Below are 25,291 nucleotides of genomic sequence, written 5' to 3'. Positions count from 1 at the left end.
GGACGGCGGCGCGGGCGCGGCCGGCTACACCATAGCCGGCGCGACGCCGACGTCGAGCGAGCTGGGCTGGTACATCGATTTCCCCGACGCGGCGCACAGCGGCGAACGCAGCATCGGTAGCGCGGCGCTGGGCGGCGGCCAGCTCTTTTTCAACACGCTGCTGGCCGGAGCGGACGCCTGCGTCGCCGCCGTCGGCCGCAGTTACCGCCTCGATGCGCTCGGCGGCCTGGCGGTAGGCGCCGGCGCGTCCGCTTCCGTGACGACGGGCGCGCTTACCGGCGGCTACAGCGACGCCGCGCCGACGCTGCTGACGCTGGCGGCCGGCGACGGCACGCTGGATGCCGCCGGCCGCGCCACGCACAGCCGCAGCGTGGTGGTCGTCAGCGTCGGCAGCAACGGCGCCCCGGCGCAAGTGTTGTCCAGCGCCGGTGCCGTGCTGCCGTTGCCGGCCGGACGGCTGAGCTGGCGCGAAGTGTCGAACTGGCAGGCCTTGCATGACGCCGCCGGACCGTAGAGGAGGTCGACATGTCGCACCGAGGATCAGGATTTTCCGCCATCGAACTGATGACCTTGCTGGTCGTCGCGGCGCTGCTGGCGGCCGCCGCCGTGCCGGCGTTTTCACGCTACGTGGTGCGGGTCCGGCGCGGCGAGGCCGAGGCCCTGCTGGAGCAACTGATGCAGCAGCAGGAACGCTACTACGAACTCAACAACAGCTACCTCGCCTTTTCCGCCGCCTCCAGCGATCCGGCGGCGCGCCAATTCAAGTGGTGGAGCGGCGCCAGCGCCCCGGTCAGCGCCTATGAAATCGTCGGCAAGGCCTGTGACGGCGAATTGATCGCGCAATGCATACAGTTGCAGGCCACGCCCGGCACCGGCAACGTCGACCCGCGCTTCCGGGAACCGGACTGCCAAATGCTGACGTTGACCAGCAGCGGCTAGCACCTGGCCAGCGGTGCCGCGCCGCGCTGCTGGCCATGACGCGCGCGCGGACGATGGCGGCGGGGGCGGCAGCGGCTGCCGGAACAACGCTGGTCGAGCTGCTGTGCGCGCTGCTGATCGGCGCCGTGCTGCTGGGCGCCGCCCTGCCCACGTATCAGGCGCTGCTGCAAGGGCAGCGCCTGCGCAGCGCCGTCGCCGACTTGTTCGCCGCCATCGACCTGACCCGCTCCGAGGCGCTGGCCCGCGGCGCCACCATTTTGCTGGCGCCGCTGGACCCGGCCGGCAGCGCCTGGGAACAGGGCTGGCAAGTGTTCGCCGACCGCAACGGCAACCGCCGCCGCGACGCCGGCGAGGAATTGATCTACCAGCACGGTCCGGTGGCCGACGGCATCACCATCCATGCCGCGTTTTCTTCCGGGACGCCTTCCGGCTATCTTGCTTATAATGGCGCAGGGCGCAGCTGCGCCGCCGACAATCCGCTGGCGGCGCGCTTCGGCACGCTGTCGCTGACGCAGGGCGCGGCGGCGCGCAACATTAAAATCAATATGCTGGGACGGGTACGGGTCTGCGATCCGCAGGTGCAGACCAGCGGCTGCACCGGCCTGGCCGATCCGTAATCACAAGGGCGAACGTGGACATCGACAACGATCTGGCCGGCATGACGCTGGCGCTGGCCTGGGCCGCCAAGGGCCTGTACACGACCTCGCCCAATCCGCGCATCGGCTGCGTGATCGTCAAGGACGGCCGCGTGATCGGCGCCGGCGTGACGCAGGCCGCCGGCCACGACCACGCCGAAATCCAGGCGCTCAAGGACGCGGCCGCGCGCGGTCACGACGTGCGCGGCGCCACCGCCTACGTCACGCTGGAGCCGTGCAACCACCATGGCCGCACGCCGCCGTGCGCGGACGCGCTGGTGAGCGCCGGCCTGGGCCGCGTCGTCGCCGCGATGGACGACCCCAATCCGCTCGTCGCCGGCCAGGGCATGGCCAAGCTGGCGGCGGCCGGCATCGCCGTGTCCAGCGGCCTGTGCGCCGACGCGGCATACGAACTGAACATCGGCTTTTTCTCGCGCATGCGGCGCGGCCTGCCGTGGGTGCGCATGAAAACCGCCGCCAGCCTGGACGGCATGACGGCGCTGCATAACGGCCAGAGCCAGTGGATCACCGGCGCCGAGGCGCGCGCCGACGGCCACGCCTGGCGCGCGCGCGCCTGCGCCATCCTGACCGGCATCGGCACCGTCGCCAGCGACGACCCGCAACTGACCGTACGCGCCGTCGACACGCCGCGCCAGCCGCGCCGCATCGTCGTCGACAGCCGTCTCGATATCCGCCCCGACGCCCGCGTGCTGGCCGGCGGCGGCACCTGGATCGTCGCCGCCGTGCATGACGCGAATAGGGCGGCGGCGCTGCGGGACGTCGGCGCCGAGGTCATCGTGCTGCCCAACGCGGCCGGCAAGGTCGACCTGGCCGAGCTGATGCGCGAACTGGGCCGGCGCCAGATCAACGAGCTGCACGTCGAGGCCGGCGCCAAGCTCAACGGATCGCTGATACGCGAAGGCTGCGTCGACGAGTTGCTGGTCTACCTGGCGCCGACCGTGCTCGGCGACGCGCAAGGCATGTTCGCGCTGCCGGCGCTGACGGCGCTGGACCAGCAGCGGCGGCTGGCATTTCACGAGGTCAAGCAGATCGGCGCCGATGTGCGTATCCTTGCCAGATTCACGCACTAATTCATCTGACTAACAAATCTATAGGTCACCCATGTTTACTGGAATCGTCGCCGCCATCGGCAAAATCAGCTCGGTCACGCCGCTCGCCGGCGGAGCGGACGCAGGCGTGCGCCTGAACATCGACGCCGGCGGCCTGCCGCTGGCCGACGTCGCGCTGGGCGACTCGATCGCCATCAACGGTGCCTGCATGACCGTGGTGGAAAAAGACGCCGCCAGCTTCCGCGTCGACGTCTCGCGCGAAAGCCTCAATTGCACCGTCGGCCTCGACACGACCACCGAAGTCAATCTGGAAAAAGCGCTGACGCTGGCCGAGCGGCTGGGCGGCCACCTGGTGTCCGGCCACGTCGACGGCCTCGGCGTGGTGCGCAAGTTCGAAGCGGTCGGCGAGTCGTGGGAACTGGTGGTCGAAGCCCCGCACGATCTGGCCAAATACCTGGCCTTCAAGGGTTCCATCGTCGTCAACGGCGTGTCGCTGACCGTCAACCGCGTGACCGACATCGGCAGCGGCGCGGCGCTGCTGTGCCAGTTCTCTATCAACCTGATTCCGCACACCATAGAAATGACCACGCTCAAGCACCTGACCGTGGGCGCCAGGGTCAACCTGGAAATCGATTTGATCGCGCGCTACGTCGAGCGGATGATATCGGTATCCACTCTCGTCAGCGGAAAGTAAACGCCCAGATATCGACGCGCCGGCCTGCGGCGTCACAATTGCACGGTCACCTTCATGTAGGTCGCCGCGATGGAAATGCCGCCGCCGGTGGCGGTGTTCTGCGCGGTCGCCAGCGCGTTGAGCTGCTGGAGCAAATCGTCCTGCGTGCCGTTTTTCTCGGCGGCTTCGAAGGCGTTCATGGTCGGCCCGTAGTAACGCCGGAATCGATCGATCAGTTCGACCGGCGTGACGTCGGCGGCGGTGAAGCTGAAGGTATCCCTCGCCATCGATATCTGCTCCGCCGCGATGCCGGCTTTTCCAAAACGCTCGACGATGTGGCTTTCGACGCCCCAGGTCATGGGGCTGATGAAGCCTTCCGGCGGTGGCGGGGTGAAGGCGGAACTGATCTTGAGCACTTGTGAGACGTAGGACGTGGGGTCGTTCGGTATCCAGTTGGCCATCACGATGCGCCCGCCCGGCCTGGTCACGCGCACCAGTTCGCGCGCCACCTCGAACGGCTGGGGTGCGAACATGGCACCGAATACCGAGACGCTGAGGTCGTAGGTGTGGTCGGCAACGTCGCGCAGATCGCAGGCGTCGCCCTGCTGAAATTTCAAGTTGGACAGGCCGGCCGCCAGCGCCCGCCGGTTTCCCGCATCGACCAAGTTGCCGGCGATGTCGATGCCGGTGACTTGCGCGCCGAGCCGGGCCAGCGGCAAGGCTGTCGTGCCGTCGCCGCAGCCCAGGTCGAGCACCCGTAGCGGCGGCGCCACGCCCAGCGCGGCGACGAATTGTTCGCCGGAGGCGCGCATCAACGCGGCAATCCGCGTGAAATCTCCCTTTTCCCATAAGGCTTGATTCGGATTCATGTCGGTCTCCTCGAACGTCGCAAGCAGATCGGCCATTATGCGCCCGGCGCAGCACGATCGAGCGCACGGCTGGCGTGCGGTTGGCGCGCAGTTGGCGCCTAACCGGCTGCGCGCAGCCGCATGGCCGCTTCAGGGCTGGAGGTAGATCGGATTGCCCAACAGCAGCAGGTGCCCGTGCGTATCGCGCACGGAGGCGCGCAGCCAGTGCCGCTGGCCGTCGCCGATCCAATTGAAGTCGCGGACGGCGTCGTCGCTATCGATGTCGGCCTGCGCCAGCAGGTCGGCGTCCGCGCCATCGAGTATCAATTCTATGCGCGCGCCGGCCGCGTGCGCCACATGGACGGTGAAATGCACGAGCGTACCCGAACCGGCGGCCAGGCTGTCGCCCATGATGGCGCGCCTGCCGGCGCCGCCGTCCCCCACCGCCGCGCTCAGTTCCAGCATGCGGTCCCGGCTGCCGTCGACATCGACGAAGACATGGCCGGCGCGGATGGCGTCGAGGATGGCCAGCTGCGACAGCTCGGGCGCGTACACCACCGTGGTCGGCGTGCCGACATGATTGCCGTTGCCACGGGCCTGGCCGCCCTTGTGGTTGTCGCTGCCGCCGATGGCGGTCGGCCGCAGCCCATGCTGAAGCTGCTCCTGCCAGAACGCGATGCCGGACCAGAGCGGCGCATCGGCGTCCGTGCCGTTGACCGCCTCGACGGCCTGCACCTTGCGCAAGTCGGCCGGATTGCTCCAGCCGCAACCCATGCACATTTCGCCGGACGGCAGGCTGGGGTGGTTGACCGACACCAGCCCGCCGAGCCTGGCGGCGGCGTCGAGCAAGCCGTTCCAGTCGGGATAGCCTTGCGCGCCGATGCGGAAATCGAGCGGCGCCACGGTGCCGAACAAATTGGCGTGGCCTGAAAAAGTGGTCAATTCCCGGCCCGGCATCAGCAGCAGATGGTCGTAATAAGGCTGCAACTCGCGGATCGCCTGGGCGTGGGAAACCGTGTTGTGTTCGGTGATGGCGATGAAGTCGAGCTGGCGCGCCGCCGCCGCTTGCACCGTCAAATACAGCGGACAGGGGATGTTGGCGCCGCCTTCGCTGGCGCAGCTGCCGTCGCTGTGGGCGGTGTGCATGTGCAAGTCGCCGCGATACCAGGCCGGGCCTTTTTTAAGCGGCGCCCGCAAGACCTCGGGTTCGTCCGCGACCGCCAGGCCGCGCGAAAAATACACTTGCGCCGTGTAGCTGGCGCTCTGGTCGGCGCGGATATTGGGCACGCCCAACAACAGCGCCCATGCGCCGGCGACCGTCGGCGTCGGCAGATAGGACGGCGTGGCATCGACGCTGCTGACGGTGAAAACGCGCTTGCTGCCGCCGCTCCAGCCGCGCAGCGAGCCGTCGGCGCCCAGCAGGCCCAGGTCGATCACGCCGTGGGCATCCTTGCCGGTGTAGTCGAACACCACCGTGATGCGCTCGACGCCGGCCGGCACCGTGAACGGCACGCTGCGGTAGTGGTGGTAATCGGCGAAAGTGATGTCGCCGTGCAGTTCCAAATCCGGCGTCGCGGCGCGCGCGCCGCCGGCGCAGGCCAGCAACAGCAATAACACAGTGTGGATACGCTTGGTCTAAAGGCCTCATGAACAAAAACGCCGGCGGTGCATCGCTGCGGCCGCCGACGGGATTTAAGCGCTTACCCGATTAAAACTGGTACATCGCCGCCAGCCGCATCGTGCGGCCCAGCAGCGGCCGCGCGATGAAGGCATTGGCGCCAGCGTCCGCGCTGACGATTTCGCCGGCGCGGGGATTGCCTTCGGTCAGGCCCAGCGAGTTGTTGAGGTTGTCGATGTAAAAGTACAGCGTGGTCGCCTTGCTGAGCGCGTAGCGCGACGAGAAGTTCACCGTCTGGTAGGACGGCAGCACCACCGTGTTGGCGGCGTCGACAAACCGTTTGCCCTCGTATTCATACGACAGTTGCAAGCGCAGGCGATCAGCGAACAGATTCAGGCCGGGCACCACGCGATAGCTGGCCCTGGGGACGCGGATCAGCTGCCGGCCGTCGTAATTGCGCGCCACCGGCTGGCCGTTGACGTTGTCGTTATAGATCAAGTCCTGGTACTTCGGCCGTTGCAGCGTGGCGTCGAAACCCAGGTCGGCCCACGGCGCCGGATTGAGCTTGCCTTCCAGTTCCAGGCCGTAGGTTTTGGTCGAGGCGTAGCCGATCACCGGCACCACGGTCGCATTGTTCAGGCTGAACACCTGGTTGGTGTAGCTGACGTTGTCGTACTTGGTGTAGAACATTGTCGGGTAAAACTCGACCAGCGCGCTCTTGTACTTGTAGCCGATCTCGCCCAGTCCCATGGTCTGGATGATGGGCGTGGCGGTCGGGCTGGTGATGTAGGAACTGAGGTTGGGCAGGCGGAAGGCGTTGGTCCAGCGGCCGAACAGGCCGGCGTCGCGGTCGAGCTGGTAGTTGGCGCCCAGCGTCCAGCCGGTCTTGCGGAAGGAGTGGTCGTAGCTGGCCACTCGCCCGCTGCCGGTCAGCATCTTGGAGCTGGAAAAGCCGCCCAGGTTGACCGTCTTCGACAGCTCGGTCCAGCCGGCCGTTTCGACTTGCTCGTTGCGCACGCCGGCGTCGATGCGCAGCTGCTTGTTGAGCTGCCATTCGTCCGACAGATAGAAGGCGTTGGTGGTCGAGGTGCCGCCGGCGTGGGCCCATTCATAGCCGTAGTTGTAGATGCCGTGGTCGGTGACGCTGCCCAGCACGGCGCCGGCGGCGTTGGTGCCCACCAGGTCCAGCAGCGGCGCGTTGCTTTGCGCGCCCAGCAGCACGGACGAGGAATAGCGGTCGAAGTCCTGCGTGAAATGCGCGTAGTAATAGCCGGCGGTGACGTTGTGGGTCTGCCCGGCCAGCTCGAACATGCGGCCGAGGTGGAGGTCGTTGACCTGCTCGTGCACCGGCATGGTGATGGCGCGCAGGCCGCCGATCAGGACCAGGCCGTTGGGATTGCTGTAGTTGCCAACGTTGTTGCCGCCGGTCGCCTGCAAGGCCAGTTGCGTCGCGCCCGGCACGTAGGCGAGCAGGGCCTGCGAGCCCGACAGCAGGCTCTGGATGCTCATGATCTGGTTCGGATAGATGCCGTTGCGCTGGGTGTCCGTTTGCGAGAAACGCATGGCCTCGTTGAGTTTCCAGTCGCCGGGCAACTCCTTTTCCAGCGTCAGGCTGAGCTGGTCGCGCTTGACGTGGGTGCCCTCGGTATTGTCGAAGTCGTAGCTGCCGCCGTCGCCGGTTTTCATGATGACGTGCTGGGTCTGCGGGCCGGCGATGGTGCCGTAGTTGCCGTTGAAGCCGGCCACCGGGCTGTAGGAGCCGCCCGGATTGATGACCATCGGAATGCCCAGGTCGAGATAGACCTTGTCGTCCATGTGCTTGAGGTCGGCCGTGAAGCGGCCGTGGTCCAGTTCCTTGCTCAGTTTCAAGCGCCCCTGGCCGCCGGTGTCGGCGTGGAAGCCGGGGCTGCGGATGCCGTGGTCGGTGCGCTGGAAGCCGCCCATGCCGATGCCCCAGCCGTCGGCCAGCGGCGTCGCGTACCAAAAGTCTTCGCGGTGCAAGCCGTAGTCGCCGATGGTGAGCTTGACCAGGCCGTTGGGCGCGTCGCCGATCTCGCGCGAGCGGAAATTGATGGCGCCGGCCGGCGCGTTCGAATAGAACACGGAAGACGGGCCGCCGCGCACGACTTCGATGCGGTCTATCGTTTCATCGAGGCGGAAGGCCTGGTCGGCGTTCAAATAGCCGAGCGCCGGATCGTGCATCACCGGAATGCCGTCCTCGAGCAGGGTGACGGAACCGAAGCCGTCGACCGGGATGCCGCGCGCGCGGATATTGCCGGACGCTTCGCCGCCCGAGGCCTCGACCCAGAAACCGGGCACCGACTTGAGCGCTTCGGTCACCGACGTCGGCGCCTGCATGCGCAGCGTTTCCTCGTTGATGGTGGTGATGGAGTAACTGGTCTGGATTTTGCTGTGTTTGCCGGCGCTGCCGGTCACGACGACTTCGTCGACGGGCGCTTGCGCCGGTGCGGCGTCGCGAAACAGGACGATGGCGCCGCCGCCGTCCCGCTTCATCGACAGGCCGCTGTTGTCGAGCAGCGCGGCCAGGGCCTGGTCTTGCGGCAGCGCGCCGTCCACGCCCCGGGTCGACAAGCCTTTGACGTCGTCGGCGTTGTACAGCAATTGCACCCCGGTTTGCCGGGCATAGTGATCGAGCGCCGTTTTCAGGTCGCCCGATGGAATGTGCAGTTCGCGCGTCTGGGCGTGGGCGCCGAGGGAGACGCAAACGGCGACCATGGCCAGCGTGCCGGTCAATCGTGGGTAAGGCATGTTCTCGTTTCCTTTTGGAAGATAGTAGGGGCTTACCCTTACTGAGACGAGCGGCCTTGCGCGATCCACCATGCCTTGCAGAAATTATTTCACCCGACCAACTCAGCGCCGCACGTGGATTTGATCGGCGGTGGCCTCGACCTTCAAGCCGAAACCCTGTTGCAGCAGCCGCGCGAAGCCGGCCACGTTGTCGACGTTGAAGCTGCCGCCCAGGGGAAGGGCGGCGGCGGCGTCGTCGACCACCAGCTGGACGCGATTGTAGCGGTTGAACTCCTGCGCGGCCTGCGCCAGCGACATGCCGTCCAGGAACAGCTTGCCCTGGCGCCAGGCCAGCTGGCGGGCCACCTCGTCGGGCCGGCCCACGCTGACGGTCAAACGGCCCGATTCGGCGCTGGCCATTTCGTTTTTGACCAGCACGGCATAAGCGACGGCCGCCGCCGGCGCCGCCGGCGAAGCGGACGGCAGCGACTCGACCTTGACCCGGCCATCGACCACCGCCACGGCCACCCGGTCGCCGTCGCGGCGCACGGAAAAGCGCGTGCCGAGCACGGTGACGCGGCTGCGGCCGGCATCGATGACGAAGGGGTGGGCGGCGTCGTGGGCGACCTCGAAATACGCTTCGCCGCTGTCGAGCACGACGTGGCGGGCGCGGCCATCCACGTCGGCGCGCAAACGGGTGTCGGTGTTGAGCACGATGGTGCTGCCGTCGGCCAGCGTGACCGGCCGGCTTTCGCCGCGCGCCGTGTGATAGGTGCGCGCCGGCTGTGGCGCGTTCATGGCGGCGAACAGCGCGGCGGCCAGCAGCACGCCGGCCGCCGCCCGCCATGGGGAAAAGCGCGGCAGGCGCCGTGGCGGCACCGACGCGCGTCCCGGCGCGTGCGTGCTGCCGAGGCGGTCGGCGCGCCGCCAGCAGCTTTCCAGGCGCAGCCAGGCCACGCGGTTGGCCAGCGATGCCGCGATCCAGGCATGCAGCAGCGCCTGGTCGTCATCGGACCAGTCCTCGCCATCGCGCCGCGCCAGCCAGCGCGCCGCCTGTTCTTCCGTCTCGGCCGCCGCGCTCATGCGGCGCCGTCCCGCTTGCGGACGATGATACCCAGTGTCGCCATCCCCGTTGCCACTCCTCTCTTGAGCATGGCGTCAGCCAGTGAACGCATGCCTTTCGCTATCTGTTTTTCCACCGTACCTTCCGTGATTCCCATATGCCGCGCCACTTCGCGTTGCGACAAACCATCGATCTTGCGCAGCTGCACCACTTCGCGGCAGCGCGTCGGCAAGTCTTCCAGCGCCGCCTGCAGCAGTTGCAGTTCCTGGTTGCCGCCGACGTGACGCTCCGGCGTCAACTCGTCGGCCGACATGTCGAGCAGGTCGAGGTCGGCGATCGCCTCGATCGACACGATTTGCGCGCGCCGGGCCCGGTCGATCAGCAGATTGCGGGCCGTGGCGAACACAAAGGGCTTGACCAAGTCCGGCCGCTGCCGCCGGGCCGCCTCGTACAGGCGCACATACACCTCTTGCCGCAGGTCGGCGACGTCTTCGCTTTCGCGGCAATGGCGGCGCAAATACCGCTGCAGCGCCGCTTCCAGCGGTAGCACTTCGAGGACAAACCAGTGGTCCAGATCAGTGTGCATTATTAATCATATTATCTGTGACGAAGGACGCGGAAAAATCCCCCATGGCCGACGCAAATAAATGCGCCGGCCGGCGGCGGGGTGTTTGGGGAGGGGCGGGATGCGGCTACGGATACGGATGGCCGTGATTGTAGTGACGCTTTGTGACAGGGGTTTTACATGCGGCGTCGCGGGATGGCCACGGACGCGCCCGAGCAGGCCCCGCCGCCCGCATCCAAGATATCAACGATGTAAAAAATGCATGTATACCGCACGATTTTCAAGCATGTAATATTTTCAACGGTGTAAAATTAACCTTTTTATTCTTGCCGGAAATCGCTAGATGGCCTCATCTGATCGGTCCCTCCAGGGGACTGGAACTTTGCCGCAACAAGTGATGCGGAGTTCTCAGCAGTTCCCCATTGTCGGGATCGGGGCATCGGCGGGCGGTCTGGAAGCATTGATCGCTTTTTTTGACAACACGGCGCCCGATACCGGGGCCGCCTATGTTGTCGTCATGCACCTGTCGCCGGCGCACGAGAGCAACGCCGACGCCGTGCTCCAGCGGGTGACGTCCATGCCGGTGGTGGTGGTCACCAAGGCGGTGCACATCGAGCAGAACACCGTCTATGTTATTTCTCCGAATCATTATCTTGAGCTCAATGACGGCTATCTGCGCGTGCGCGACCGCAAACCCGGCGGTCCACCGGTGGCGATCGATCAATTCATGCGCACGCTGGCGCTGGCCAACGGGGAGCGCGCGGTGGCCGTGATTTTGAGCGGCACGGGAGCGGACGGCATCAGCGGCCTGTCGCTGGTCAAGGACCAGGGCGGCGTCATCCTGGTGCAAACACCGGAGGAGGCTGGCCACTCGGGCATGCCGCGGGCCGCCATCGATACCGGCCTGGCCGACCTGGTGCTGCCGGTCGCCGAGATGCCGCAAAAACTCGCCGGCCTGTGGCGCAACGCGAGCGAAATCGAGCTGCCGGTGCTCGATGACGATGCGCCGGACCCGGCCGAGGCGCCCGGCCACGATCATGAAGCAACGCTGAGGGAAATTCTCGGCATCCTGCGCGCCAAATCCGGCCATGATTTCTCGAACTACAAGCGGGCCACGGTGCTGCGCCGGATCGAGCGCCGCTTGCAGGTGCGCGAACTGCACGCGCTGGCCGATTACCGCGACTTGCTGCGGCGCGACGCGGGCGAAAGCCAGGCCTTGCTGAGCGATATGCTGATCGGCGTGACCCAGTTTTTCCGCGACCGCGAAGCCTTCGACGCCATCGAGCGCGACGTCATCCCGCAGCTGTTCGAGGAGCGTCAGGACGGCGAAATGCTGCGCGTGTGGAGCGTGGCTTGCTCGACCGGCCAGGAAACGTATTCCCTGGCCATGTTATTGGCCGAGCACACCGAACAACGCCAGCACGGTTATGACTTCCAGCTGTTCGGTTCCGACATAGACGAGCGCGCCATCGCCCTGGCGCGGGCCGGCATGTACCCGCCCAGCATAGTGGACGACGTCGGCGAGGCCCGCCTCGGCCAGCACTTCGTCAAGGAGGATGGCCGCTACCGCATCAGGAAGGCCTTGCGGGACACCATCTTGTTCGCCAGCCAGAACGTGTTGCGCGATCCGCCGTTTTCCAAGCTGGACTTGATTAGCTGCCGCAATTTGCTGATCTACCTGAACCGCGACACCCACGCGCAAGTGCTGGAAATGTTTCACTTCGCCTTGAAGCCCAACGGCTATTTATTCCTCGGCAGTTCAGAGTCGGCCGACACGCTCACGGAATTGTTCGTCCCGGTCGACAAGAAAAACCGGTTGTACCGCGCCCGGCCGGTGGCGCGCTTTTCCCACTCCGCGATACCGATGGCGGTCGCGCCGCTGTCGCGCGCCGTGGCGCTGGACGCGTCCCCGCCCGAAAAAGCCAGGTTTTCCTATGCCGCCGTGCACCAGCGCTTGATGGCCGAATATGCGCCGCCGAGCGTGCTGGTCGACCACCAGTCCAACATCGTCCACTTGTCGGAAGGCACGCATCAATTCCTGCGCCACGCGGCGGGCGAACCGTCGCGCAACCTGATCGCCCTGGTGGAACCGGAGCTGAGGCTGGAAATGCGCACCGCCATCTTTCAAGCCATACAAAGCGGCAAGAGCGTGGAAACCCGGCGCGTCGGCATGCAACGCGGCGAGCGGATTTTCCATGTGAACATCACCGCCCGCCCCGTGTTCGACGTCAACACCAGCACCGATTTCGTGCTGGTGCTGTTCCACAAGGTGGAGCAGACCACGGATGAGCATGTCCTCAGCACCGAAGACGGGCAGCAGGAAGCCATCCTGTCGGGCCTGGAGGAGGAGTTGCACCGCACCAAGGCGCAGCTTCAGGACACCATCGAGCATTCCGAAACGTCGACCGAGGAATTAAAAGCCTCCAACGAGGAGTTGCAGGCGATTAATGAGGAATTGCGTTCCGCGACCGAGGAGCTGGAGATCAGCAAGGAGGAGTTGCAATCGGTTAACGAGGAACTGGTCACCGTCAATCATGAGCTGAAAAGCAAGGTGGAAGAAGCCGGCAAGGTCAATGACGACTTGCAGAATTTGATGACCTCGACCGACATCGCCACCATTTTCGTCGACCGCGGCAGCCGCATCAAGCGCTACACGCCACACGCGGCCCACTTGTTCAACCTGATTCCGGGCGATGTCGGCCGGCCGCTGAACGACATCACCCACCACCTCGACTATCCCCAGCTGGCCGACGACGCCAACACCTCCTTCGAGACGCTGCGCGTGGTCGAACGGGAAATGAGCAGCGACGATGGCCGCTGGTACATCGCGCGCATCCTGCCCTACCGGACTTTGCAGGATCGCATCGACGGCGCCGTGCTGACCTTCATCGACATCACCGGCCGCCGCCAGGCCGAGGAACATATGCGCAGCAGCGAAGAGCGCATGCGCCTGGTGGCCGCCAGCACCAAGGATTACGCCATCATGACCATGGACCGCGACGGCCTGATTACCAGTTTCAACAGCGGCGCCGAGCGCATTTTCGGCTATGCCGAGGAGGACATCATCGGCCAGCCGGACAGCATCATCTTCACTGTCGAGGACCAGGCCGCCGGCGTGCCGGAGCTGGAAAAGCGGCGCGCCCGGGAAGAGGGCCGCGCCGAGGACGAGCGCTGGCATCAGCGCAAGGACGGCAGCCGCTTCTTTTGCAGCGGCGTGATGACGCCTTTGATGGACGGGAAATTTTTCGGTTATGCCAAGATCGGCCGCGACCTGACGGGGCGTCTGGAACACGACAAGCAGCGCGCCGAGCAATTGATCGCCGAACGCAGCCGGCGCGCCGAGGCGCAGTCGGCCAATGCGCTCAAGGATGAGTTCCTCGCCGTCATGTCCCACGAGCTCAAGCATCCACTCAATTTGATCCACCTGAACGCGGACCTGATCTGCCGGCTGACCGACCCGCGCGCCAACCCGCTGCTGAGCAAGGCCGCCGAAACCATACGCGCGTCGACGGTCAGCCAGGCGAAAATCATCAACGACCTGCTCGACCTGTCGCGCCTGAAGACCGGGAAAATGGCCATCCACCGGCATCGCGTCGACCTCAACACCATGACGCGCACGATCATCGAGGTCGTCAGCGCCGATCCCGCCGCGGCCAATCTGCGCATCGAGTACCACGAATCGACGCTGCCGCTGTGGCTGTACGCCGATCAAACGCGGATCGAGCAGGTGATCTGGAATTTGCTCAACAACGCCATCAAATTCACGCCGGCGGGCGGCGTGATCCAGGTCTCGATGTCCATGGAGGAACGCCGCGCCCGCCTGGATGTGCGCGACAACGGCCAGGGCATCGCGGCCGAATTCCTGCCCACGATCTTCGACATGTTCGGCCAGGGCACGCCGAGCATCGTGCGCGGCGCCAAGGGCCTGGGTATCGGCCTGGCGATGGTGAAGCAAATCGTCGAGCTGCACAGCGGCCACGTCCACGCCGCGTCCGCCGGCAGCGGGCAGGGCGCGTGCTTCACCGTCTGGCTGCCGGTCGACAGCCGCGAGGACGAGCGCCTCGCCATCGTTGCCGAGAATGAGGTCCGGCCGCTGGACGGCGTACGCATCCTGCTGGTCGACGATAGCGAAGATGTCATGGAGGTGCTGGGCCAGCTGCTGCAATTTACCGGCGCCGCCGTTCACGCCACGACGTCGCCGCGTCAGGCGCTCAGCATGCTCGCCACGGAGACGTTCGATTTGTTGGTGTCCGATATAGGCATGGCTGAAATGGATGGGCTGAGTCTTATCCGGGCGGTGCGCGCCATGCCGCAGTGCGGCACGCTGCCGGCCATCGCCGTCACGGGCTATGGCCGGCCGGCCGATATCGAGCGCGCGCTGACGGCGGGGTTCAACAGCCATGTCAACAAGCCGGTGGAGATCGAGCAACTGGAGATGGCGGCGCGGCGATTGCTGGGGCGGGCATAGGCGGTGATTTAGTTTCACTCCGCTGCGCGCCGGCCCCGAGCGAATTTAAACCAGCTCGGCGCTCAGGGTTTCCTTCAGCGCGGCCATTTGCTCGCCCAGGGCGACCAGGTCGATGCCGGCCTTGCGCACCTTGGGGAACATGTCGCCTTCTTCTTCGCCGACGTGATGTTCGATTTGCTCGGACAGCACCTTGACCTTGGCATCATATAAATCGTCCCCCGGGTCCATGTCGCCGATCTGCGCGATGAGCTCCTTGGCGCTCGCATGTTCGACCAGCGCTTCATCCATCAGGTCGCCGTCCTTGACCGGGCCGCGCACTGCCGGGTAGAAAATCTGTTCTTCGATTTCGGTGTGGATGCGCAGCTCGTTGCAGATCTGGTCGGCGAGTTTCTTTTTGCTCGCCTTGGAGCGGTCGCTCAGCGCCTCAAAATCCTTGAACAGGCCTTTCACCTTTTGATGGTCCGCCTCCAGCATGGCGATGGCGTCGTTAGCTTTGGTTTTCATAGATCCTCCGTTGGTCAGGCTTCATGATGCGCGATCGCGGCCGGGGACAATGTGCGCCATCCCACGCCCGCGACGCGATTTTAAAAAAGCACACGGCGTCCGCCCGCCGACGCCGGGACCACGCCGCCGCGCACGGTCATGTGCTGCGCGGCGGCCGTCACGGCGCATGGATTTATTTCAGCGTGCTGACTTTGGACGGTGGCAGCGGGTGTTCCGTCGCCGGGGGCCGGTCTTGGCGGCGCCGCGCAAGCGATAAATGTTCGTCGTGGCGGGTACGGTGCGTGGGGCGGAGTTTGAGGTGGTCCGGGGCTTTCACGCCGGCGGCGACGGCCCAGGCCACGATCCATGCCGCGTCGTTATGGTGGGCGGTCCGGTCGCCGCGGCTGACCATTCTTTCGATGGCGATACACATCCTGGCCACCGCGTATGCCGGCTTATCGACCCACCGCCGATAGCGCATTACAGAATTCATGATTTTTGTCCTGGTAAATGTCCAGTGGCTGCTCCCACTACTACGTAAACGCAAAATGTTCTCGTTCGGATGCGTTGGTTGCATACTTTTACAAAAAATTGAAGGAGGGGGCGGCCGGGCTCACGGCGCGGGGAAACTATTGTCTAAGCGGGGATGGCGCGCAGGCGACGCCGTGTCCGTGGAGAAATCCGCGGCGGTGGCTGCGGGGCCAGGCCACGGTTTGCGTTGCCGGATCCCGGTTGCGTGGGAACCCCCGGTTTGCGTTGCCTGATCCTGTCGCGCGTCGCGTCAGCCGTAGGTGGCGCCGGGCACGCCGCCCACTTCCAGCCGCACCGAGAACAGGGCGCCGGCCAGCGGGTCGTCGGCGCGCTGCCCGGCGTCCATGCCCTGGTGGGCGCTGGTGATGTACAGCGTCTTGAGGTCCGGGCCGCCGAACACGCAGGACGTCGGCTGCTTGACCGGCATCGCGATGGTGGCCAGCAGCGTGCCGTCCGGCGCGTAACGGCAGACGCGGCTGCCGCCCCACTGCGCGATCCACAAGCAGCCTTCGCTGTCGACCGTCATGCCGTCGGGCGAGCCTTCGACGGCGCCGTCGAAGCGGCGCCACAGTTGTTGCGGCCCCAGCGTGCCGTCCGCGCCGATGGCGTAGACGTGGGTTTCGCCGGGTAGGCTGTCGCTGTGGTAGAGCAGCGTGCCGTCCAGGCTCAGCGCCGGGCCGTTGCAGATCTGATAATCCTCGACCATGATGCGCAGCGTGCCGTCGGCGCCGAGGCGGAACAGCTTGCCGTCCTTGCGCGTGACTTCGGTGTCGTGCATGGAGCCGGCCCAGATGTTGCCGGCGGCGTCGGCCTTGGCGTCGTTCAGGCGCACGCCGCTGTACGGGGCCACCGGCGAGGCCAGCTTTTCTATCCGCACCGCCGGCTCCAGCCACAGGCGCACGATGTCGTTGCCGAGGCCGGCCATGAAGCCGTCGCCGTCGCTGCGCGCGATCAGCCAGCAGATTTCGGCCGGCATGGGCCAGCTGTGGCGGCGGCCGTCGGCGCCGTCGTAGCCGTGCAGGGTGTGGCCCTTGAGGTCGACAAAATACAGGCGCTGCTGGGCGGCGTGCCACATCGGGCCTTCGCCCAGTTCGGCGCCCAGCGGCCACAGCAGTTCAGGAAACAGGGTAGGGGTAGTCATCGCGGGGCGGTCCGGGGAGTCGAGGGAGTCGATACTATGCCCGAAAAAAGCGCCGTTTGTCGATGGCGCGCGGTGGAAAATTGAGCTTCACGCCGGTGAACGGGGCGGCGGCGGCGGCGCCGTCCATGGGAAATCGCTTTATTGCGGTTGCCCGCCGCTAAATCCTTTAAAATAGAGGGTTCCAGTATTCTTGCTCGTTATTAAGGGATAAAAAATGTCGATCTCCAGCACCGAAGAAATCGTTGCCGAAATACGCGCCGGACGCATGGTCATCCTCGTCGATGAGGAAGACCGCGAAAACGAAGGCGACCTGGTGCTCGGCGCCGACTTCGTCACGCCGGAAGCGATCAATTTCATGGTCAAGCACGCGCGCGGCCTGGTCTGCCTGACCCTGACCGAGGAGCGCTGCGACGAATTGCAGCTGTCGATGATGTCGGCCCGCAACGGCACCGCCTTCGGCACCAACTTCACGGTGTCGATCGAGGCGGCCGAGGGCGTCACCACCGGCATATCCGCCGCCGACCGCGCGCGCACCATCCAGGTCGCCGTGGCCAAGGACACGCTGCCGTCCGACATCGTGCAGCCGGGCCACATCTTCCCGCTGAAGGCGCAAAAGGGCGGCGTGCTGATGCGCGCCGGCCATACCGAGGCCGGCTGCGACCTGACGGCCATGGCGGGCTTGACGCCGGCCTCCGTGATCTGCGAGATCATGAAGGACGACGGCACCATGGCGCGCCTGCCGGACTTGCTGGAATTCGCCAAGGAACACAATCTGAAGATCGGCACGATCGCCGACCTGATCCACTATCGCAGCCAGCGCGAATGCATGATAGAGCGCGTCGCCGAGCGGCCTTTGCACACGGCGCACGGCGCCTTCCGCATGATCGCCTTCCGCGACAAGCCGAGCGGTTCGGCCCACCTGGCGCTGGTGCACGGCGAAATGGGCGAGGGCCTGGAATCGCTGGTGCGCGTGCACCAGCCGGTCTCCATCCTCGACCTGCTGGAGTCGGAAGCGACGACGCACTCGTGGAATATATCGTCCTCGCTGGCCGCCATCAAGGCGTCCGAGCGCGGCGTGATCGTGCTGCTGAACTGCGAGGAAACGGCCGAGCAGATGTTCGCCCAGTTCGCCGCCCTGGGCCAGCCGGAGGCGAAGCCTAAGGGCCGCGCCGCCAGCATGGACTTGCGCAGCTATGGCATCGGCGCCCAGATCCTGCGCGCCGTCGGCGTCAGCAAGATGCAGCTGCTGGCGAGTCCGCGCAAGATGCCGTCGATGGCCGGCTTCGACCTGGAAGTGACCGGCTATGTGCCGAAGCCGGGCCAATAAGCCGGTCCCTTATCAAATCGTTCAATTATTCATACAACATCTAAGAGGCATGTCATGACCGTGGGAAGCTACGAAACCAATCTGTCCGGCGAAGGTTTGCGCGTCGGTATCGTCCAGGCCCGCTTCAACGAAGACGTCTGCCATGGCCTGCTGTCGGCCTGCCTGGCCGAGCTCAAGCACCTCGGTGTGGCCGATGAGGACGTGCTGCACGTGACCGTGCCGGGCGCGCTGGAAATTCCGCTGATCTTGCAAAAGATGGCCGAGTCGCAGCAGTTCGACGCCCTGATCGCGCTCGGCGCCATCATCCGTGGTGAAACTTATCACTTCGAGCTGGTGTCGAACGAGTCCGGCGCCGGCATCACCCGCATCGGCCTCGACTTCGGCATCCCCATCGCCAACGCCGTGCTGACCACCGAAAACGACGAGCAGGCCGAAGTGCGCATGGCCGTCAAGGGCGCCGACGCGGCCCGCGTGGCGGTCGAAATGGCCAATCTGGCGATCGCGCTGGAAGAATTGAGCCAGGACGACGGCGGCGACGTCGACGAGTAATAAACGGCGGGTAATGAGAGTGGCGCCGGCCCCACCGCCGGCGCCGCCGCCGGATTTTGCAGTATCGTAAATAGAAGTAAATAGAACAGGTAGGAAACCATGATAGAGAAAAATTTGCACGCCAACCCAAGCAAGAATCGCACGCCGCGCCACCGCGCGCGCGAGTTCGCGTTGCAGGGACTGTATCAATGGCTGCTCAACAATGAAGACGCGGCCACCGTCGTCAACCACATCCGCGCGGCCCACGGCTTCGACAAAGCCGACGGCGACCATTTCACCGTGCTGCTGTACGGCGCCATCAAGGATTCCGTGGCCTTGCGCGCAACGTTCGCGCCGCTGATCGACCGCGGCATCAACGAGCTGTCGCCGATCGAACACGCGGTGCTGCTGATCGGCGCCTACGAGCTGAAGAACAATCTCGACATTCCTTATCGCGTCGTCATCAACGAGGCGGTCGAGCTGACCAAGTCCTTCGGCGGTATCGATGGGCACAAATATGTGAACGGCGTGCTCGACAAGCTGGCGCCCCGGCTGCGTGCCGATGAAGTCGCGGCAGACAAAAAACGCTGATCCGAACGCGGATCCGTGCCGCGCGACGCCGTCGCGGCAATGAAGCCATCGTGGGAGTCATCCCCGGTGGCTTTTTTTTGTCCTCGGCGCTTGCGTAGCGACGGCCGCCGTCATGGCGGCGCAGGGGCGTGCTGGCGCTGGTGGCCGGCTTGCACGTGGGTGGGCTAGCCCGCTGGCCGCCGGCGCCACAGGAGGCCGCTCACGGCGTCCAGCGCGCCATCGCGCAGATGACCTATTGACGCTGCCGTCGGCGCGGCCACCGTCCTTACCGCCGCTGGCCTTGTTGTGGTGCTTTCACTTCCTGGCCGTGTGGCCTTTTACTCCCGGCCGCGCGCCATGGGGAGGAATGATGATGATGGTGACGCGTCTGGGCCTGTGGGCGATGATGTTGCGCCTGTAGATCAGTTCGTCGCCGGTGCCGTTGTCCGCCAGCTGGTTGGCTGCGGGCGAACGCTGCCTTGCATCCGACGTTGCTTGCGCCGCAGCGGTGCGCCGGTCGGTTTCCGTTTGCCGCCTCCAGTTTTCGCGTGATACCCGGTCGCGTTCCTGCCAATTGTCTTTCGAGGGCGGCGGGGCGGCTTGCGCTTGCGGCACCTCGATCTCCTGGGCATGGACGCCTTCCTGCGGTTGATTTGAATAGTGGATGTGTCCATCGGCATCGGACCACTTGTAAATTTGGGCCTGCGCGCATAGGGTCGCCAAACCAAGGGCGAAGGTGAGAAATATTTTCATTTGGCAACTATATGTCAATTCGCCATCGCCAAGGCTCACACAGTGTCACGATCCGGCCATCTTCCGCAAATAGGCCGGGACGGGCACAAAAACGTGCCTGCTGTTTGCGGCGACGTGAGACGTGAAAAAGCCACCTCGCGGTGGCTTTTCGATGCTGCTGTATATATTAGTGCGATTAGTGCGATGCCTTCGATTACAGGCCGGCGATCTGTTCCAGCTTGGTCAGCTTGTCCGCGCTGGCCACCGTTTTCGGTGCCGTCGGCGCGGTGGCCATCATCGGCACAGCGTTGGTGGTCGGCACTTTCTTGCCGGCCGATACCTGCTTGAGGCGGTAGTATTCGGCCAGAACGCGGGAGCCGTAGCCATCGTCGTTCTCGAAGGCGGCGGCGCCGACGTAGGTTTTCAGGCCGGCTTCCACCGAACCGCCGCGCGTCACGTAATCCTTGAGGATCAGCGAGCCGACGCGGATATTGGCCACCGGGTTCAGCGCCGCTTGCACGCCGCCCATTTCGTCGAAGCGCTCGTGATGGACTTTCGACATCACTTGCATCAGGCCTTGTGCGCCGACCGGGCTTTCCGCGAAGGGGTTGAGGCCCGATTCGATGGCCATCACGGCCAGGATCAGCAACGGGTCGAGCTTGATTTCACGGGCCGTCAGATACGCGGTCGAGACCAGCATATTGGCCGCGTCGCCGGCCACGCGGTAACGCTTGGAGAGCCAGGAGGTGACCCATTGCTGTTGCTTCTGCGTCCCCATCAGGACTTTTTCTTCCTGGGTCAGCGGCGCCGCGCTGGCCGCGCCCGGCGCCTGCGCCGAGGCCGGTGCCGCCGGCGTGTCCATCAGCGCCGACAGGGCCGGTGCGGTGACGGCCGGGATGACGTCGACGGCGGCCGGACGATTCAGGCTGAGGCTCAGCTGCTTGGCCAGGTCTGGACGGGCGAACAAGACTGCGATGAAGACCAGGGCGCTGACGCCCAGAACGGTCAAGCTGTGTTGTGCGGTGGTCAGCACGCCACGGGCCGATATGCGCTGCGTCAAATACGCTGCGCCTGGCAGGCGGGCCAGTTGTTGGGCAAACGGTGTTGCACCGATGAAACGATTAATCATAGAATTCCCCTGAAATGTCCGTAACGAACGCGTCCCTGCCGCGGTAACCGCAGCGAGCATCGCCATTGCCGTGCATCAGAAATAGCATCGTCCGTCGCCGCTGGGAGCGCGCGTTGGACGCCGTCATTGCTTGCCTGAGCTGATCTTTCCCTGAGGTATTCGACCAGTCGCAATACAACTTTTTTCGGGGGTAAGGCAGACGCCTTTTGAAAACACTCCTTAAAATGTCATGTGGAGCCCCGACTCTGTGAATGAATGAGAAACGAACAATGTGGTTACGAAAACCATGTCTCTCTTCAAGTAGGGCAAATTGTAGAAGCCGTTTTATATCAAGTCAATACTAAGACAATCGTTCGTTATAACTTTTATGTCTGACTTTTTTGCTTGCTTTCCAGCTAAAACCAATAAAATCAATCACTTGACCGGTTTTCTCAAGCAAACCGGTTCACCCCCAAAAAAAATTAAAAAACTATGAAATATTCGGATTTAAGAGATTTTCTTTCTCAACTGCAACGTATGGGGGAACTTAAGACCATTTTGGCGCCTGTTTCGCCGCATTTGGAGATGACGGAGATTTGCGACCGCACTTTGCGGGCCGCCGGACCGGCTTTGCTGTTCCAAAACCCGACCGGCCACACCATGCCGGTGCTCGGCAATCTGTTCGGCACGCCGCGCCGCGTGGCGCTGGGCATGGGCGCCGAGGATGTCAGCGAGCTGCGCAAGATAGGCCACGTGCTGGCGCGCCTGAAGGAGCCGGAGCCGCCCAAGGATTTCAAGGATTTGCTGGGGCTGGGGTCGCTGGTCAAGTCGCTGTGGGACATGTCGCCCAAGGAATTGCGCGGCGCGCCCTGCCAGGAAATCGTGTGGGAGGGCGCCGATGTCGACCTGTCCAGGTTGCCGATCCAGCATTGCTGGCCGGGCGACGTCGCGCCCTTGATTACCTGGGGCCTGGTCATTACCAAGGGGCCGAACAAGAAGCGCCAGAACCTGGGCATTTATCGCCAGCAGGTGCTGGGGCCGAACAAGGTCATCATGCGCTGGCTGGCGCACCGGGGCGGGGCGCTGGACTTCCGCGAGCACGCGCTGCAAACGGGGGGCAAGCCGTATCCGGTGTGCGTGGCGCTGGGCGCCGATCCGGCCACCATCCTGGGCGCGGTGACGCCGGTGCCCGACAGCCTGTCCGAATACCAGTTCGCCGGCTTGCTGCGCGGCAGCCGCACCGAGCTGGTCAAGGCCATCGGCAGCGAGCTGCGGGTGCCGGCGTCGGCCGAGATCGTGCTCGAAGGCCATATCTATCCCGATGAAAACCATCCGAGCGGCTACGAGCACGCGATGGAAGGCCCGTACGGCGACCACACCGGCTATTACAATGAGCAGGATGCCTTTCCCGTGTTCACCATCGACCGCATCACCATGCGGCGCGATCCGATTTATCACTCGACCTACACCGGCAAGCCGCCCGACGAGCCGGCCGTGCTGGGGCTGGCGCTGAATGAAGTCTTCATTCCGCTGCTGCAAAAGCAGTTCCCCGAAATCACCGATTTCTATTTGCCGCCGGAAGGTTGCAGCTATCGTATGGCCGTGGTGCAGATCAAGAAGCAGTACGCCGGCCACGCCAAGCGGGTGATGTTCGGCATCTGGAGTTATCTGCGCCAGTTTATGTATACCAAGTTTATTGTCGTCGTCGACGAGGACGTCGATATCCGCGACTGGAAGGAAGTGATCTGGGCCATCACCACGCGGGTCGACCCGACCCGCGACACCACGCTGGTCGACAACACGCCCATCGATTATCTGGATTTCGCGTCGCCGGTGAGCGGCCTGGGCAGCAAGATGGGCATCGACGCCACCAACAAGTGGCCGGGCGAGACGACGCGCGAGTGGGGCACGACGATCGCGATGTCGCCGGCCGTGATCGCGCGCGTCGACGAGATCTGGCAGACGCTGGGGCTGTAATCGGGCCCGCATCGGCCCCGCGTCGGGCACGATGGTAATGTCCCCCACGGCGGCGCCGGGTCGGTTATAATTATCCCCGGCGGGCCCCTGCGCATTGTGGCACGGCTAACCTGGTCAGGTCGGGAACGAAGCAGCCACGGCTGTTACCCATAAGTGCCGCAGATCAGGCTCGCCTCCTTCGGGATAGTAGTGAAAAGCAAAAAAGCTGCCCTTGGCAGCTTTTTTTGTTTCTATCGTCAATTAGGCTATTCCGTGTCCAGGTCGGCCTCGAACGGCCGCTCCGACGCCACCACCAGCGGATTGTCCTTCATCAGCGCCGAGTCGGTCTTCAAACGGATTTCATGCTTGGCATCGCTGTTATAGAGCTTGCCGGCGATGGTGAGCTGTGCCGGCTTGTCGAAGCGCAGCACCAGCACCTTGATGGTCGGCGCGAACATGCTCATCGCCCCGGCCATTTTCTTGATCGCATTGTTCGACTGCGGCACGCCGGCCATGATCGTCGCATAGTTCCATTGCAGGCCTTCGGGCAGCGTCGTCAGCAAATCCCAGGCCATCGCCGACTTTTCGCCCTTGGGCAGATTGGTCATGATGCGGGCGTCGTCGGCCAGCCATTTCGGATTGGGCACCAGCGCGATGCGGTAGTCCGGCGTCGACAGCGCCAGCGCATGGCGTTCGGCGCCGTCGACCAGCGTCAACTGGACGTCGCCCGGCTTGATCGCCTTGTTGGTCGGCGTGATGGTCACGAACAGCGCCAGCTTGTCGCGCTCGGCCGGCGGGATGGCGTAAAATTTATCGAGCCGCATCTGCTCGATGACCTTCTTATATGGCAACCATTCGCGTTCATCGGCGTGGGCCGACAAGGACAGGGCCAGCAGAGGCAGCCAGAGGAGGTTTTTCATTTTTGTCATGTTAAAAGAAAAACAAATTGTACGGCAGGCGCGCGCAGTTAGCCAATGTGGTCTTGCCTTGTTACAATCGCTGCTTTGACGAACCCGGCGACTTGGTCACGACGCTCGCGCCGCTGGCGCGGGAATGACCGCAGCACCCACTATCTACGGTAAAATCCCAGCATGTCCTATCAAGTCCTCGCCCGTAAATACCGCCCCAAGAATTTTGAAACGCTCGTCGGCCAGGAGCACGTCGTGCGCGCGCTGACCCACGCCCTGCACAGCGGCCGCCTGCACCACGCCTATCTGTTCACGGGCACGCGCGGCGTCGGCAAGACCACCTTGTCGCGCATCCTGGCCAAGTCGCTCAACTGCATCGGCCCGAACGGCGACGGCGGCATCACCGCCACCCCCTGCGGCGTGTGCGAAGCGTGCACCGCCATCGACGCCGGCCGCTTCGTCGACTATATAGAGATGGACGCGGCGTCCAACCGCGGCGTCGACGAAATGGCGCAGCTGCTGGAACAGGCCGTGTACGCGCCGTCGAACGCGCGCTTCAAGGTCTATATGATCGATGAAGTCCACATGCTGACCAACCACGCCTTCAATTCGATGCTGAAGACGCTGGAGGAGCCGCCCGAGCACGTCAAGTTCATCCTGGCCACCACCGACCCGCAAAAAATCCCCGTGACGGTGTTGTCGCGCTGCCTGCAATTCAATTTGAAGCAGATGCCGCCCGGCCACATCATCAGCCATCTCGATAATATACTGGGGCAGGAGGGCATCGCCTTCGAGCAGCCGGCCTTGCGCCTGCTGGCCCAGGGCGCGCACGGCTCGATGCGCGACGCGCTGTCGCTGACCGACCAGGCCATCGCCTATGCGGCCGGTGAAGTGACGCTGGAGGCGGTGCAGGGCATGCTCGGCGCGCTGGACCAGACTTATCTGATCCGCTTGCTCGACGCGCTGGCGGCGCAGGACGGCGCCGATCTGCTGGCGGTGGCCGATGAGATGGCCACGCGCAGCCTGTCGTACAACGGCGCCTTGCAGGATTTGGGCACCTTGTTGCACCGCATCGCGCTGGCGCAGACCGTGCCGGCCGCGCTGCCGGCCGATTTGCCGGAATATGCCGATATCGTGCGTTTGGCCGCCGCCTTCGACGCGGAGGAAGTGCAGCTGTATTATCAGATCGCCGTCCACGGACGCAATGAACTGGGCCTGGCGCCGGATGAGTATGCGGGGTTCTCGATGACCCTGCTGCGCATGTTGGCCTTTCGTCCCGGCGTAGGCGGCGCCGAAGGTGCGCCGGCGGCGCCGGTCGGCGTGCCGGCCGGCGCCCGTCCGGCGGCCGCTGCCGCTGCCGCTGCCGCCGCGCGCGCCGCG

21 protein-coding genes, 1 other RNA gene and 1 pseudogene are annotated in these 25,291 nt (G+C 64.7%); 12 read left to right on the top strand and 11 right to left on the bottom strand.

Features of this window, described 5'->3' with window-relative positions; translation table 11 throughout:
• The 5 genes and pseudogenes from Q0S71_RS04500 to Q0S71_RS04480 all read left to right on the top strand — a co-directional run.
• Window positions 1–514, top strand: a pseudogene (locus Q0S71_RS04500) (hypothetical protein); the annotation flags it as partial.
• An 11-nt stretch (window positions 515–525) separates the two neighbouring features.
• Window positions 526–939, top strand: a complete 414-nt coding sequence (locus Q0S71_RS04495) for a type IV pilin protein (protein WP_295991912.1) — start codon at window positions 526–528, stop codon at window positions 937–939.
• A gap of 35 nt (window positions 940–974) precedes the next feature.
• Window positions 975–1,556 (top strand): GspH/FimT family pseudopilin, encoded by a 582-nt coding sequence (locus tag Q0S71_RS04490; protein ID WP_295991908.1) that lies wholly within the window; start codon window positions 975–977, stop codon window positions 1,554–1,556.
• A 14-nt stretch (window positions 1,557–1,570) separates the two neighbouring features.
• Window positions 1,571–2,665 (top strand): bifunctional diaminohydroxyphosphoribosylaminopyrimidine deaminase/5-amino-6-(5-phosphoribosylamino)uracil reductase RibD, encoded by a 1,095-nt coding sequence (gene ribD / locus Q0S71_RS04485; protein ID WP_295991905.1) that lies wholly within the window; start codon window positions 1,571–1,573, stop codon window positions 2,663–2,665.
• A 31-nt stretch (window positions 2,666–2,696) separates the two neighbouring features.
• Window positions 2,697–3,338 (top strand): riboflavin synthase, encoded by a 642-nt coding sequence (locus tag Q0S71_RS04480; protein WP_295991902.1) that lies wholly within the window; start codon window positions 2,697–2,699, stop codon window positions 3,336–3,338.
• Window positions 3,339–3,370: 32 nt separating this feature from the next.
• Here Q0S71_RS04480 and Q0S71_RS04475 read toward each other — a convergent pair whose 3' ends face one another.
• From Q0S71_RS04475 to Q0S71_RS04455, 5 genes are all read right to left on the bottom strand, one after another.
• The gene (locus Q0S71_RS04475; protein ID WP_367185275.1) at window positions 3,371–4,186 is read right to left on the bottom strand and encodes a class I SAM-dependent methyltransferase; all 816 of its coding nucleotides are present in this window, start codon (window positions 4,184–4,186) and stop codon (window positions 3,371–3,373) included.
• A gap of 129 nt (window positions 4,187–4,315) precedes the next feature.
• The gene (locus Q0S71_RS04470; protein ID WP_295991897.1) at window positions 4,316–5,782 is read right to left on the bottom strand and encodes a CehA/McbA family metallohydrolase; all 1,467 of its coding nucleotides are present in this window, start codon (window positions 5,780–5,782) and stop codon (window positions 4,316–4,318) included.
• 91 nt (window positions 5,783–5,873) lie between these two features.
• Entirely contained in the window at window positions 5,874–8,552 is a 2,679-nt protein-coding gene (locus Q0S71_RS04465) for a TonB-dependent receptor (protein ID WP_295991894.1), read from the bottom strand.
• 102 nt (window positions 8,553–8,654) lie between these two features.
• Complete coding sequence (locus tag Q0S71_RS04460) at window positions 8,655–9,614, bottom strand: FecR domain-containing protein (protein WP_295991892.1); 960 nt, start codon at window positions 9,612–9,614, stop codon at window positions 8,655–8,657.
• Complete coding sequence (locus Q0S71_RS04455; protein WP_295991890.1) at window positions 9,611–10,180, bottom strand: sigma-70 family RNA polymerase sigma factor; 570 nt, start codon at window positions 10,178–10,180, stop codon at window positions 9,611–9,613. Before Q0S71_RS04455 ends, Q0S71_RS04460 begins: the two co-directional genes overlap by 4 nt.
• Before the next feature lie 322 nt (window positions 10,181–10,502).
• Here Q0S71_RS04455 and Q0S71_RS04450 point away from each other — a divergent pair, with 322 nt between their 5' ends.
• Window positions 10,503–14,627, top strand: coding sequence for a CheR family methyltransferase (locus tag Q0S71_RS04450; protein WP_367185274.1), 4,125 nt, complete (start codon window positions 10,503–10,505; stop codon window positions 14,625–14,627).
• Window positions 14,628–14,672: 45 nt separating this feature from the next.
• Here the strand turns inward: Q0S71_RS04450 and Q0S71_RS04445 are convergent, their stop codons facing one another.
• The 3 genes from Q0S71_RS04445 to Q0S71_RS04435 form a co-directional block, all read right to left on the bottom strand.
• On the bottom strand, window positions 14,673–15,131 hold the full coding sequence (locus tag Q0S71_RS04445) for a hemerythrin domain-containing protein (RefSeq protein ID WP_295991884.1): 459 nt from the start codon (window positions 15,129–15,131) through the stop codon (window positions 14,673–14,675).
• Window positions 15,132–15,303: 172 nt separating this feature from the next.
• Window positions 15,304–15,687, bottom strand: coding sequence for a hypothetical protein (locus Q0S71_RS04440; RefSeq protein ID WP_295991882.1), 384 nt, complete (start codon window positions 15,685–15,687; stop codon window positions 15,304–15,306).
• Between the two features lie 204 nt (window positions 15,688–15,891).
• Window positions 15,892–16,782, bottom strand: a complete 891-nt coding sequence (locus Q0S71_RS04435) for an SMP-30/gluconolactonase/LRE family protein (protein ID WP_295991880.1) — start codon at window positions 16,780–16,782, stop codon at window positions 15,892–15,894.
• Window positions 16,783–16,996: 214 nt separating this feature from the next.
• On the opposite strand from Q0S71_RS04435, the gene ribBA reads away from it, so the two are divergent.
• From ribBA to nusB, 3 genes are all read left to right on the top strand, one after another.
• Window positions 16,997–18,109 carry a bifunctional 3,4-dihydroxy-2-butanone-4-phosphate synthase/GTP cyclohydrolase II gene (gene ribBA / locus Q0S71_RS04430; protein WP_295991874.1) on the top strand — a complete coding sequence of 371 codons (1,113 nt, stop codon included), beginning with the start codon at window positions 16,997–16,999 and terminating at the stop codon, window positions 18,107–18,109.
• Between the two features lie 54 nt (window positions 18,110–18,163).
• Window positions 18,164–18,658 carry a 6,7-dimethyl-8-ribityllumazine synthase gene (gene ribH / locus Q0S71_RS04425; protein WP_295991871.1) on the top strand — a complete coding sequence of 165 codons (495 nt, stop codon included), beginning with the start codon at window positions 18,164–18,166 and terminating at the stop codon, window positions 18,656–18,658.
• Between the two features lie 99 nt (window positions 18,659–18,757).
• Window positions 18,758–19,228, top strand: coding sequence for a transcription antitermination factor NusB (nusB, locus tag Q0S71_RS04420; RefSeq protein ID WP_295991869.1), 471 nt, complete (start codon window positions 18,758–18,760; stop codon window positions 19,226–19,228).
• A gap of 294 nt (window positions 19,229–19,522) precedes the next feature.
• Here nusB and Q0S71_RS04415 read toward each other — a convergent pair whose 3' ends face one another.
• Together Q0S71_RS04415 and Q0S71_RS04410 are read right to left on the bottom strand one after the other, a co-directional pair.
• Window positions 19,523–19,960, bottom strand: a complete 438-nt coding sequence (locus Q0S71_RS04415; RefSeq protein WP_295991862.1) for a DUF4124 domain-containing protein — start codon at window positions 19,958–19,960, stop codon at window positions 19,523–19,525.
• Between the two features lie 193 nt (window positions 19,961–20,153).
• Window positions 20,154–21,068, bottom strand: coding sequence for a lytic transglycosylase domain-containing protein (locus Q0S71_RS04410; RefSeq protein WP_295991859.1), 915 nt, complete (start codon window positions 21,066–21,068; stop codon window positions 20,154–20,156).
• Between the two features lie 471 nt (window positions 21,069–21,539).
• Between Q0S71_RS04410 and ubiD the strand changes: the two genes are divergently transcribed.
• Both ubiD and ffs read left to right on the top strand, forming a co-directional pair.
• Window positions 21,540–23,024 carry a 4-hydroxy-3-polyprenylbenzoate decarboxylase gene (gene ubiD / locus Q0S71_RS04405; protein WP_295991857.1) on the top strand — a complete coding sequence of 495 codons (1,485 nt, stop codon included), beginning with the start codon at window positions 21,540–21,542 and terminating at the stop codon, window positions 23,022–23,024.
• A 78-nt stretch (window positions 23,025–23,102) separates the two neighbouring features.
• Window positions 23,103–23,201, top strand: an RNA gene (gene ffs / locus Q0S71_RS04400) — signal recognition particle sRNA small type.
• A 68-nt stretch (window positions 23,202–23,269) separates the two neighbouring features.
• On the opposite strand, the gene Q0S71_RS04395 is transcribed toward ffs, so the two are convergent.
• Window positions 23,270–23,923, bottom strand: a complete 654-nt coding sequence (locus Q0S71_RS04395; RefSeq protein ID WP_295991855.1) for a hypothetical protein — start codon at window positions 23,921–23,923, stop codon at window positions 23,270–23,272.
• A 171-nt stretch (window positions 23,924–24,094) separates the two neighbouring features.
• On the opposite strand from Q0S71_RS04395, the gene dnaX reads away from it, so the two are divergent.
• Window positions 24,095–25,291 (top strand): DNA polymerase III subunit gamma/tau (dnaX, locus tag Q0S71_RS04390; RefSeq protein WP_295991853.1); only part of this gene is annotated, 1,197 nt, incomplete at its 3' end.

Source organism: Rugamonas sp. (genome assembly GCF_025354735.1).
In the GTDB taxonomy this organism is placed as follows: Bacteria; Pseudomonadota; Gammaproteobacteria; order Burkholderiales; family Burkholderiaceae_D; genus Rugamonas.
Note: the sequence above shows the minus strand (reverse complement) of the source record. Positions and strands in the feature narration are given on the sequence as shown.

What these genes read in the sequence shown, in the direction of transcription:
- Q0S71_RS04490 (WP_295991908.1), top strand. Translation starts at nt 975, where the DNA reads ATGACGCGCGCGCGGACGATGGCGGCGGGGGCGGCAGCGGCTGCCGGA.
- Q0S71_RS04440 (WP_295991882.1), bottom strand. Translation starts at nt 15,687, where the DNA reads ATGCAACCAACGCATCCGAACGAGAACATTTTGCGTTTACGTAGTAGT.
- ribH (WP_295991871.1), top strand. Translation starts at nt 18,164, where the DNA reads ATGACCGTGGGAAGCTACGAAACCAATCTGTCCGGCGAAGGTTTGCGC.
- Q0S71_RS04395 (WP_295991855.1), bottom strand. Translation starts at nt 23,923, where the DNA reads ATGAAAAACCTCCTCTGGCTGCCTCTGCTGGCCCTGTCCTTGTCGGCC.
- Q0S71_RS04435 (WP_295991880.1), bottom strand. Translation starts at nt 16,782, where the DNA reads ATGACTACCCCTACCCTGTTTCCTGAACTGCTGTGGCCGCTGGGCGCC.
- Q0S71_RS04410 (WP_295991859.1), bottom strand. Translation starts at nt 21,068, where the DNA reads ATGATTAATCGTTTCATCGGTGCAACACCGTTTGCCCAACAACTGGCC.
- Q0S71_RS04455 (WP_295991890.1), bottom strand. Translation starts at nt 10,180, where the DNA reads ATGCACACTGATCTGGACCACTGGTTTGTCCTCGAAGTGCTACCGCTG.
- Q0S71_RS04415 (WP_295991862.1), bottom strand. Translation starts at nt 19,960, where the DNA reads ATGAAAATATTTCTCACCTTCGCCCTTGGTTTGGCGACCCTATGCGCG.
- Q0S71_RS04445 (WP_295991884.1), bottom strand. Translation starts at nt 15,131, where the DNA reads ATGAAAACCAAAGCTAACGACGCCATCGCCATGCTGGAGGCGGACCAT.
- Q0S71_RS04450 (WP_367185274.1), top strand. Translation starts at nt 10,503, where the DNA reads ATGGCCTCATCTGATCGGTCCCTCCAGGGGACTGGAACTTTGCCGCAA.
- Q0S71_RS04480 (WP_295991902.1), top strand. Translation starts at nt 2,697, where the DNA reads ATGTTTACTGGAATCGTCGCCGCCATCGGCAAAATCAGCTCGGTCACG.
- Q0S71_RS04495 (WP_295991912.1), top strand. Translation starts at nt 526, where the DNA reads ATGTCGCACCGAGGATCAGGATTTTCCGCCATCGAACTGATGACCTTG.
- Q0S71_RS04475 (WP_367185275.1), bottom strand. Translation starts at nt 4,186, where the DNA reads ATGAATCCGAATCAAGCCTTATGGGAAAAGGGAGATTTCACGCGGATT.
- Q0S71_RS04460 (WP_295991892.1), bottom strand. Translation starts at nt 9,614, where the DNA reads ATGAGCGCGGCGGCCGAGACGGAAGAACAGGCGGCGCGCTGGCTGGCG.
- nusB (WP_295991869.1), top strand. Translation starts at nt 18,758, where the DNA reads ATGATAGAGAAAAATTTGCACGCCAACCCAAGCAAGAATCGCACGCCG.
- ribBA (WP_295991874.1), top strand. Translation starts at nt 16,997, where the DNA reads ATGTCGATCTCCAGCACCGAAGAAATCGTTGCCGAAATACGCGCCGGA.
- Q0S71_RS04465 (WP_295991894.1), bottom strand. Translation starts at nt 8,552, where the DNA reads ATGCCTTACCCACGATTGACCGGCACGCTGGCCATGGTCGCCGTTTGC.
- ubiD (WP_295991857.1), top strand. Translation starts at nt 21,540, where the DNA reads ATGAAATATTCGGATTTAAGAGATTTTCTTTCTCAACTGCAACGTATG.